The organism is Ramlibacter sp., from assembly GCF_013697775.1.
GTDB lineage: Bacteria > Pseudomonadota > Gammaproteobacteria > Burkholderiales > Burkholderiaceae_C > Ramlibacter.
In genome coordinates this window covers 1-7,899 of sequence record NZ_JACCWG010000200.1, presented here as the reverse complement: position 1 = coordinate 7,899, position 7,899 = coordinate 1, and the positions used below count along the sequence as shown (strand labels likewise).

Below are 7,899 nucleotides of genomic sequence, written 5' to 3'. Positions count from 1 at the left end.
GCTTGTTCCACCGCGGCGCGGGCCTGCGACACCTGCGCGCCGGTGGCGCCGGCATTGAAGATGGTCTGTGCCAGCGACGCGCCGAGCGACCACACCAGGGCCGACGCGCTGAACAGGTCGCCGATGCTGGCCGCGCTCAGCCCCGCCGACCCCGACAGGCGAAAGCTCGGGTAGTAGCCGGCCTGCGCGATGCCGATGCGCGTGTTGGCCTGCTCCACGCGCCGCTCGGCCGCCGCGATGTCGGGGCGGCGCTGCAGCAGCGTGGACGGCAGCGCCTCGGGAATGTCGGGCAGGTGCAGCTGCCACTTCGGCTGCGCCGGCAGGCTGAAGTTGGCCGGCGCCTTGCCGACCAGCACCGCGATGGCGTGTTCCAGCTGCGCGCGCTGGCGCTCCAGGGTGAGCATGTCGGCCTGCGTATTGGCCAGCTGCGTCTCGGCCTGCAGCAAATCGGTGCGCGCCACCACGCCGGCGTTGTAGCGGTTGCGCGCGATCTGCAGCGAGCGCTTGTAGCCTTCGAGGGTTTCGGCCAGCAATGCGCGCTGCACGTCGGCTTCGCGCAGGTTGAAGTAGTTCACCGCCAGCTCGCCCTGCGCCGACAGCCGGGCCGACGCCAGGTCTGCCAACGTGGCCTGCTCGGAGGCGCGCGCGCCCTGCACGCCCAGGCGCAGCCGCCCCCACACGTCGGGCTCCCAGCTCGCGCCGATGCTCACCTGGTAGCTGCCGCGCGTGGGCGTGTTGCCGCCTCCGCCGCTGCGGTTGCCGCTGGCGTCCAGCGAGACCACGGGGAACAGCGAGGCGCGCTGTTCGGCCGTGAGCGCCCGCGCCTGCGCATAGGCGGCCACCGCGGCGGCCACGTTCTGGTTGGACACTTCCACCTGCGACGCCAGGCCGTTGAGGACGGGGTCCTGGAACAGCTCCCACCACGGCCCGCGCGCCACCGCGTCGGCCGGCACCGCGCGCTGCCACACGCCCTGGCCTTCCTTGAAGGCGATGGACGTGTCGGTGGCCGGCACTTCGTACCTCGGGCCCAGCGTGGTGCAGCCGGCGGACGCCAGCAGGATGCAGAGCATCAACACCGTTCGGGCTGAGCTTGTCGAAGGCCCTTCGACAGGCTCAGGGCGAACGGGTGGGCAGGGTGAGATCACCGTTCGGGCTGAGCCTGTCGAAGCCCCACGGCGAGCGGGTGGGTGGTTTGGAATCTTCATAGCGGTTGCGGCTCGGCGTTGCGCGCCAGTTGGCGTTCGATGGGGCTGCGGCGGCGCAGCTTGTCCAGCAGCAGGTAGACCACCGGCGTGGTGAGCAGCGTGAGCACCTGGCTGGCCACCAGGCCGCCGATGATGGCGATGCCCAGCGGCCGGCGCAGCTCGGCGCCCTCGCCGAAGCCGATGGCCAGCGGCAGCGCGCCCAGCACCGCGGCCAGCGTGGTCATCAGGATCGGGCGAAAGCGCAGCAGGCAGGCTTCGCGCACCGCCTGCAGCGCCGTGAGGCCGCGCGAACGCTCGGCATCGAGCGCGAAGTCGATGATGAGGATGGCGTTTTTCTTCACGATGCCGATCAGCAGGAACACGCCGATCAGCGCCATGATGGAGAACTCCAGCTTGAACAGCATCAGCGCCAGCACCGCGCCGACGCCGGCCGAAGGCAGCGTGGACAGCACCGTGATCGGGTGCACCAGGCTTTCGTACAGCACGCCCAGCACGATGTAGATCACCACCAGCGCCGCGGCGATCAGGAGCGGCTGCTGGCCCTGCGACTCCTCCGCCGCGCGCGCCGTGCCCTGGAAGGTGCCGCGCACGTTGTTCGGCAGGCTGATGTCGGCTTCGGCCTGGCGCACCGCCGCCTGGCCGTCGGCCATGGTGGAGCCCTCTTCCAGGTTGTAGGAGATGGTGGTGGCCAGCTCCGCGTCCTGGTGGTTGACAGACGCCGCCGTGGACCGCTCGGAGAACTTCGCGATCGCCGCCAGCGGCACCATGGTGGTGGCGCTGCCGCTCACCGCCTGCGCGGTGGAGGCGTCGCGCAGCGACGGATTGGCCGACGACGCGGCGCTGGTCGAGGCGGTGCTGGTGCCGCTGCCGCCCGTGCTGCTGGTCGCCGTGGCTGCCACCGCCGCCGTGGTGCCGGTGGCGTTGCGCGCCGGCACGTAGATGTCCTTCAGCGCCTCGGGGCTGCGCACGTAGCGCGGCGCCACCTGCATGATCACGCGGTACTGGTTCAGCTCCTCGTAGATGGTCGCCACCTGGCGCTGGCCGAAGGCGTTGTACAGCGCGTTGTCCACGTCGCGCGAGGTGATGCCCAGGCGGGAAGCCGTGTCGCGGTCCACCTCCACATAGGTTTCCACGCCGTTTTCCTGCTGGTCGGTGTCCACGTCGGTCAGCGCGGGCTGGCGCTTCATGGCTTCGGACAGCCGCGTGGCCCAGCGCCGCAGGTCCGCCACGTTGTCGCTTTTCAAGGTGTACTGGTAGGTGCTGTTGCTCTGCCGCCCGCCCATGCGCAGGTCCTGCACGGGATTGAGGAACAGGCTGATGCCGGTGACGCGCGCCAGCTGCGGGCGCAGCCGCGCGATCACCGCCTGGCCGCGCACGTCGCCGCGCTCGGAAGCCGGCTTCAGGTTGATCGACATGAAGCCGCCGCCGGCGCGCGAGCCGCCGGTGAAGCCGACCACCGTGTCCACCGCCGGGTCGGCGCGGATGATGTCCACCAGCTCGCGCAGCTTGGACTGCATGGCGGTGAACGAGATGCTCTGGTCGGCGCGCATGCCGCCCTGGATCTGGCCCGTGTCCTGCTGCGGGAAAAAGCCCTTGGGCACCTTCACGAACAGGTAGCCGTTGAGCACCACCACCGCCAGCAGGATCACCATCACCAGCCAGCGCATCTGCAGCGCCCAGTCCAGGCTGTGCTCGTAGGCGCGGTGGGTCCACGAGAACGCACGCTCGAAGCCGCGCGCGATGGGCCCCGGCCGGCGCGCATGCGTGTCGGGGCGCAGCAGCCAGGCGCACATCATGGGCGTGGTGGTCAGCGAGATCACCAGCGAGATCATCACGGCGGCCGACAGGGTCACCGCGAACTCGCGGAACAGCCGGCCGACCTGTCCGCCCATCAGCAGCAGCGGGATGAACACCGCCACCAGCGACAGGCTGATCGACAGCACGGTGAAGCCGACCTCGCGCGCCCCCAGCAGCGCCGCCTCGAAGCGGTCCATGCCGGCCTCGATGTGGCGGGTGGTGTTTTCCAGCACGACGATGGCGTCGTCCACCACGAAGCCGGTGGCCACCGTCAGCGCCATCAGGCTGATGTTGTTGAGCGAAAAGCCCAACAGCCACATCACGCCGAAGGTGCCCAGCAGCGACACGATGGTGGCCGCCGCCGGGATGAAGGTGGCGCGCGCGCTGCGCAGGAAGGCGCTGACCACCAGCACCACCAGCAGCACGGCGATGGCCAGCGTGATCTCCACCTCGTGCAGCGAGGCGCGGATCGACTTGGTGCGGTCGGACGCGACCTGCAGCTTGATGTCGCCGGGCAGCTGCGCCTGCAGCTCGGGCAGCAGCGCGCGCACCGCGTCCACGGTTTCGATGACGTTGGCGCCGGCCTGCAGGGTGATCAGCACGACGACCGACGGCTGGCCGTTGAACAGGCCCAGCGTGTTGATGTTCTCCACCCCGTCGCTCACCTCGGCCACGTCGGCCAGGCGCACCGCGGCGCCGTTGCGCCAGGCGACCACCATGCCGCGGTAGTCGCCAGCAGAAACACGGCCCCCGAGGGCCTGCGGCCCGGCCCCCCCAGGGGGCGCACCCGGCTCGGGGCGGCCCAGCGCCGGGCTGCCGGCCGCACTGCCGGTGTAGATCTGCAGCCGCTGGCCCTGCGAATCGACGTCGCCCTTGGGCCGGTTGGCGGTGCCGGCCTGCAGCGCGGCGCGCACGTTCTCCAGCGAGATGCCGTAGCGGTTGACCGCGAACGGGTTGATCTCCACCCGCACCGCCGGCTGCGAGCCGCCGCCGAGTTCCACGTCGCCCACGCCGGTGACCTGCGCGATCTTCTGCTGCACGGTGTTGGACACCGCGTCGTAGATCTGGCCGGGCGTGCGCGTGTTCGAGGTCATCGCCAGGATCAGCACCGGCGCGGCCGACGGGTTCGCCTTGCGGTAGGTCGGGTTGCTGCGCAGGGTGGAGGGCAGGTCGGCGCGCGAGGCGTTGATGGCCGCCTGCACCTCGCGCGCGGCGGAGTCGATGTTGCGGTTGAGGTCGAACTGCAATGTGACGCGGCTGCTGCCGACACCGCTGCTGGAGGTGACCTCGTTGACCCCCGCGATGGTTCCCAGCCGCCGCTCCAGCGGCGTGGCCACGCTGCTGGCCATGGTCTGCGGGCTGGCGCCCGGCAGGCTGGCCTGCACCGAGATCACCGGGAAATCCACCGCAGGCAGCGAAGCCACCGGCAGCCGGAAGAACGCCGCGATGCCGGCCAGCGCGATCCACACCGTGAGCAGCACGGTGCCGGTGGGGCGGCGGATGAAGGGAGCCGACAGGTTCACGCCGCGCCCTCACCCCTGGGCAATTCACTTCGTTGGGGTGAGGGTGACTTCTTCCACCGCCGCCCCAGCCGGTCGAACCCCAGGTAGATCACCGGCGTCGTGAACAGCGTCAGCAACTGGCTCACGATCAGCCCGCCGAAGATCGCCAGGCCAAGCGGGTGGCGCAGTTCGGCGCCCTCGCCCCAGCTCAGCATCAGCGGCACGGCGGCGAACAGCGCCGCCAGCGTGGTCATCAGGATCGGGCGAAAGCGCAGCAGCGCGGCCTGGTGGATGGCCTCGCGCGGGCTCTTGCCCTGCACGCGCTCGGCGTCGATGGCGAAGTCGATCATCATGATGGCGTTCTTCTTCACGATGCCGATCAGCAGGATGATGCCGATGATGCCGACCACGCCCAGGTCGCTGCCGCTCACCATCAGCGCCAGCAGCGCGCCCACGCCGGCCGAAGGCAGCGTGGACAAAATCGTCAACGGGTGGATGTAGCTCTCGTACAGCACGCCCAGCACGATGTACACGCACACCACCGCCGCCAGGATCAGCCACAGCTGGTTGGACAACGAGGTTTCGTAGGCGCCGGCCGCGCCCAGGAAGGTTGTGGTCAGCGCGCTTGGCACCTTCAGCTCCTTCGCCGCGCCGCGGATCGCGTCCACCGCGCGGCCCAGCGACACGCCCGGCGCGGTGTCGAAGCCGATGGTGGCGGCAGGGTACTGCGCCACGTGCGTCAGCTGCAGCGGCGCGCGCCGTTCGGTGATGCGGGCCACCGCCGACAGCGGCGTCGCATCGCCCGAGGCGGTGCGCAGCTGCACCATGCCCAGCGCCTCCGTCGAGGCCTGCAGGCCGGGCTGCGCCTCCAGGATCACGCGGTACTGGTTGGTCTCGGTGAAGATGGTGGAGACGATGCGCTGGCCGAACGCGCTGTACAGCGCCTCGTCGATGGTGGCCGCGCTGATGTTCAGCCGCGCCGCCGTGTCGCGGTCGATGTCCACCTGGATGGCGGCGCCGGTGGCGCCCGCGTCGGTGGTGGCGTTGCGCACCTGCGGCACCTTCTGCAGCGCCTGCACCAGCCGCGTGGCCCAGTCGGTCACCTGCGCCTGGTCGGCGCCTTCGAGCGCCAGCCGGTACTGCGTGGGCCCGCTTTCCGATTCGATGGTCAGGTCCTGCGTGGGCTGCAGGTACAGGTTCACGCCGGCCACGCCCTGGCCGCGCCGGCGCAGGCCGTTCATCACGTCCTCCAGGCTGCCGCGCGAGGCCTTCAGGTTCACCAGCATGCGGCCGGTGTGCAGCATGGTGTTGTTGGCCGCGTCCACGCCGACGAAGCTGGCGATGCTCTCCACCGCCGGGTCCTCCAGCAGGCGGCGCGCCACGTCCTGCTGCAGCTGCGCCATGCGCGGGTACGAGACCGACTGCGACGCCTCCACCCGCACCTGCAGCTGGCCGGTGTTCTGCGTGGGGAACAGGCCTTTGGGGATCATCACGTACAGCAGCACGGTGAGCGCCAGCGTGCCCAGCGCCACCAGCAGGGTGGCGCGCTCGCGCGCCAGCACCCAGGTGAGCGCGCGGTCGTAGCGGCGGATCACGCCGTCGAAGCGCCGCTGCAGCCGCTCGCCCCAGCCGCCCGGGCGCGGCGCGCCGGAATGCGCCTTCAGCCAGCGGCCCGACATCATCGGCACCAGCGTGAGCGAGACCACCGCGGAGATCAGGATGGTGATGGCCAGCGTGACCGCGAATTCGCGGAACAGCCGCCCGATCACGTCGCCCATGAACAGCAGCGGGATCAGCACCGCGATCAGCGACACGGTCAGCGAGATGATGGTGAAGCCGATCTCGCTGGCGCCCTTGAGCGCGGCCTCCATCGGCGCGTCGCCGTTCTCGATGTGGCGCGCCACGTTCTCGATCATCACGATGGCGTCGTCCACCACGAAGCCGGTGGCGATGGTCAGCGACATCAGGCTCAGGTTGTTCAGGCTGTAGCCCAGCAGGTACATGGCGCCGCAGGTGCCCACCAGCGAGATCGGCACGGCCAGGCTGGCGATCACGGTGGCGCGCAGGCTGTGCAGGAAGGCGAAGATCACCAGCACCACCAGCAACACAGCCAGCACCAGCTCCATCTGCACGTGGTGCACCGAGGCGCGGATGCCGGTGGTGCGGTCGGTCAGCACGTCGATCTTGATGGACGCGGGCAGGCCGGCGGTGCGCTCGGGCAGCCGCGACTTGATGGCGTCCACCGTCTCGATCACGTTGGCGCCGGGCTGGCGCTGCACGTTCAGGATGATGGCCGGCTTGAGGTTGGCCAAGGCGCCCAGTTTCACGTTCTCTGCGCTCTCCACCACCTTGGCCACGTCGCCCAGGCGGATCGGCGCGCCGTTGCGGTACGACAGCACCAGCTTGGCGTAGTCCGCCGCGGTGAGCAGCTGGTCGTTGGCGTTGATGGTGTACGACCGGGTCGGCCCGTCGATGCTGCCCTTGGCGGCATTGGCGTTGGCCGAGCCGATCGCCGTGCGGATGTTGTCCAGCGTGAGGCCCACCGACGCCAGCGCGCGGTTGTCGGCCTGGATGCGCACGGCGGGCCGCTGCCCGCCCGCGAGCGTGACCAGGCCGACGCCGCTGACCTGGCTGATCTTCAGCGCCAGCCGCGTGTCGGCGATGTTGCGCACCTCGGTCAGCGGCAGCGCGTCGGAGGTGAGCGCCAGCGTGAGCACCGGCGCGTCGGCCGGGTTCACCTTGGCGTAGACCGGCGGCGCCGGCAGGTCGGCCGGCAGCAGCGATGCGCCGGCGTTGATGGAGGCCTGCACCTGCTGCTCGGCCACGTCCAGCGCCAGGCCCAGGCCGAACTGCAGCGTGACGATGGACACGCCGGCGGCGCTGGTGGAACTCATGCGCGAAAGGCCGGCCATCTGGCCGAACTGCCGCTCCAGCGGCGCGGTGACGGTCTGCGCCATCACCTCCGGGCTGGCGCCCGGGTACAGGGTCTGCACCTGGATGGTCGGGTAGTCCACCTGCGGCAGCGCCGCCAGCGGCAGGAACTTCAGGCCGACCAGGCCAGCCAGCACGATTGCCACCATCAGCAGCGAGGTGGCGACCGGACGCAGGATGAATGGGCGCGACGGGCTCATCGAAGGCGGTGCCTGCGGTGCGTCACTGGCCGTCGCCGCCGCCGCCGCCAGCGCCGCGTTCGCGGCGGCGCTGCTGCATCTGCTGCCAGCGCTCCAGCGCCTGCGGGTCGCCACGGTCCAGCGCTTCCAGCATCCGCTTGCGCCGCTCCAGCTGCTCGGGGTTGTCCTTGGCCGAATCGAGCATGCGCTTGCGCTGCTCGGGCGTGGGCAAGGCGCTGTTGTTCGCGCCCGCCGCCGGCGGCGGGGACGCGCGCTGGCCGTTGC

The 7,899-nt window shown here is 70.6% G+C and carries 3 protein-coding genes and 1 pseudogene; all 4 read right to left on the bottom strand.

Going from position 1 to position 7,899, the window contains the following annotated elements; translation table 11 throughout:
- Window positions 1-1,070 (bottom strand): efflux transporter outer membrane subunit (locus H0U68_RS09835; protein WP_296355055.1); only part of this gene is annotated, 1,070 nt, incomplete at its 3' end.
- A 131-nt stretch (window positions 1,071-1,201) separates the two neighbouring features.
- The gene (locus tag H0U68_RS09830) at window positions 1,202-4,525 is read right to left on the bottom strand and encodes an efflux RND transporter permease subunit (protein WP_296355054.1); all 3,324 of its coding nucleotides are present in this window, start codon (window positions 4,523-4,525) and stop codon (window positions 1,202-1,204) included.
- Window positions 4,522-7,635, bottom strand: coding sequence for an efflux RND transporter permease subunit (locus H0U68_RS09825; protein ID WP_296355052.1), 3,114 nt, complete (start codon window positions 7,633-7,635; stop codon window positions 4,522-4,524). The genes H0U68_RS09830 and H0U68_RS09825 overlap by 4 nt, the downstream gene beginning before the upstream one ends.
- 22 nt (window positions 7,636-7,657) lie before the next feature.
- Window positions 7,658-7,899, bottom strand: a pseudogene (locus H0U68_RS09820) (efflux RND transporter periplasmic adaptor subunit); the annotation flags it as partial.